Annotated in this window: 1 protein-coding gene; it reads right to left on the bottom strand. The window is 41.4% G+C overall.

What is annotated here, in order from left to right; translation table 11 throughout:
* Positions 1-91 precede the first annotated feature (91 nt).
* The gene (gene ltrA / locus PGL02S_RS27940) at positions 92-1,897 is read right to left on the bottom strand and encodes a group II intron reverse transcriptase/maturase (protein ID WP_006210078.1); all 1,806 of its coding nucleotides are present in this window, start codon (positions 1,895-1,897) and stop codon (positions 92-94) included.
* Between the last annotated feature and the right edge of the window lie 704 nt (positions 1,898-2,601).

Raw genomic sequence — 2,601 nt, 5'->3', positions numbered from 1 at the left:
TAGAAATAGGTAAGGGTTTGATACGATCACCGCCTTTTCCCCTTCTCCGCACCGTGCGTGCGACTTTCATCGCACACGGCGCTCCATCTTTTTAGATTTTTATATCAATAGGTTCCAAGTTACTCATTTTACGGTACTGGTTGATCTTCTGAATTATGGATTCAGAAATTTCAATGGTAGACATGAGTTTAACAATCGTCTCCGGTATTGATGCATGAATTATTTTATGGATATCTTTGTGTAGGATTCGTAGATTTTTGTACATGTCCGTTCCTCCAAGGTGAAGGGGTTGAAGGTGATGACAATGTATTTCATCAGCGGTAAGGAAGACGCCTGAAATTTCGCATTTCCCCGCCTTCATACTGTATCTACTCAACCTGTTATCCAGATATTCGATGCTCCGATCCGGGATGTTGGACTTCATGAGTTTAATAATCTCAGAATTTATGTCCGGATTTAATTTCTTATGAAGTAGTGTTCTACCTTCAGATGTGAATGGGTTTAGATCTTGTTGAAAACATAAGTTGTTCATCGTTTTCACATCTCTTAAAGGGAATAGGAATACTCCTGCAACTTTAAAAGTTCTGTAGTTATTCTTGTAGAACTTTTTGTAGGTTGGTGGTGGAATATCTGGATGTTGATATTTCCCGATTGCTTTTAGACGATTGTAAGTGAATGCTTTCAGATCATAGGCAAGTCGTGCGAACTCAACACTAACATGTGTTGCTCGTGAGAAGTACCTGTGGATTCCAAGTACAAAGCTATTGAACAAGAGTGCATTTTGTGCAGTGGGCGATTTGTGTATTGTTTTGATTCGATCTTTTGCTTCCTTCTTGAGCTGTTCTTTCTTTTTGTTGTTTATGCCCGTGTATGCTACTCTCTTTTTTCCTTTTTTCTCAGCCCATATAGTGAACCCTAGGAAATCAGATTTTCGTTTTCTAAGGTTCACGATTTGTGATTTTTCGGGTGAGATGTCAAGTTTAAGACGATCCTTGAGATAGAGTCTGACTGCATGGTACCACCTATGGGCTGTCTTCCAATCGCGGCAGAGTATTTTGAAATCATCTGCGTATCGAACAATGTAACCTTCTTTGAGGTTGGTTTTCTTGAGTGCTCTAATTCTGTGAAAGTTCCCCGCATACGCATATTGTGTTTCAAAGTTTACCCATTGCCCAGCTACCCATTGGTCCAAGTCGTTTAGTACGATATTGGATAATAGTGGTGATAAAATTCCACCCTGTGGAGTGCCCTTTAATGGGGTACCTTCTCCTTCAATCTCAGCTTTTAGCATTTTGCTGATGATTCTCAGTACTCTTTTATCCCTTATTCCCATGTTCCATAGCTGTTTTAAGAGTAATGTGTGATTAACATTATCGAAAAACCCTTGTATGTCTACGTCTACAACATAGTGGAGGTTCGCCATATTAATTAAATGTTGCACTCTGGCAAGGGCATTATGTGCTGACCGCACTGGTCTGAAGCCGTAACTATGTTTGTAGAAATAAGCTTCAGCAATGGGTTCAATGACTTGTTTGAAGCATTGCTGAATGATTCTATCGGTTATACAGGGAATACCCAGCGGCCTTTTTTTCCCGTTAGGCTTGGGGATATGGACTCGTCTGACTTTCTTTGGTTGATAATTCAGTAGCCTTCTCCTTATTAGGAGTACCATTTCTTCATCAGTTAGTGTCTTTAGGTTATCAATCGTTTTGCCATCTGTTCCGGGTGTAACCGAGCCTTTATTTGACTTTATGGTGCGGTATGCCAAAAGGATATTTTGTTTTGTTATTATTAGGTCGTAAAGATTGTTAAAAGCTATCCTTTTTTGAGCGTTCTCATATAGGTCAGTAAAGGTACTCGTCATGTCGTAGTAGTCCCAGTAACGTAGAGTTTGCACTGTGGCCTCACCTCTTTCAGGAGATTTCCCACGTTCCTACCTGATCGGTGCAATTCACTTTTTGGAAAATTGATATTAATTTAAAAAGACTTGAGGCTGTTCCTCCACACCCATTACAGGTATTTCATCGGTCGTGCCTCTACTCTCACAAGGATTAGTACACTTCGGCATGTGTTCTGCCTTATAGTAGACGTCTGGGATGGCAGTCCGCTATTACGACGTTCCTTGCTTTCCTTGTTCCCTGAGACCTAGCTATTTGTGCTGAGCCTTAGGTGCCTCCTTTGAGCCTGTGGACTGGATATCGCCTTAGTTCGATATAGCGTATTTCCTAGATCACAATCGTACTTTACGCCATCCACCCTGATCATTGGTCAGGACATATGTTTCCATATGTTATGAATATAGACCCGTACATTCGGAGGTTCGTCAGATCCTAAGATCATTCTCACCATAGCTAACTTTTCAGCCATCCGGCATATCAGTTGGCATACCTTCTTAGATAAGTGGCTCTAGCCTTCTTTCTGCCGACTTTACCTGTGCTTCGAACCCAACACGCTGCCCGTGTTACGCACGCAGGAGATTAATGGGATTGTTTCAGGAAACCTGGTCCCCTCATTCCAATCCTCGGTCACAGAGTTAGACTTAATTCATTAAGTCTCCGCCTTTCCCTTTATAAACCGGTTATAGCAGAACAAGTCACTCGT

The organism is Paenibacillus glucanolyticus NBRC 15330 (genome assembly GCF_004000885.1).
Classification (GTDB): Bacteria; Bacillota; Bacilli; order Paenibacillales; family Paenibacillaceae; genus Paenibacillus_AQ; species Paenibacillus_AQ glucanolyticus.
The sequence above is the reverse complement of the archived record's forward strand: the minus strand, read 5'-3'. Positions and strand labels throughout refer to the sequence as shown.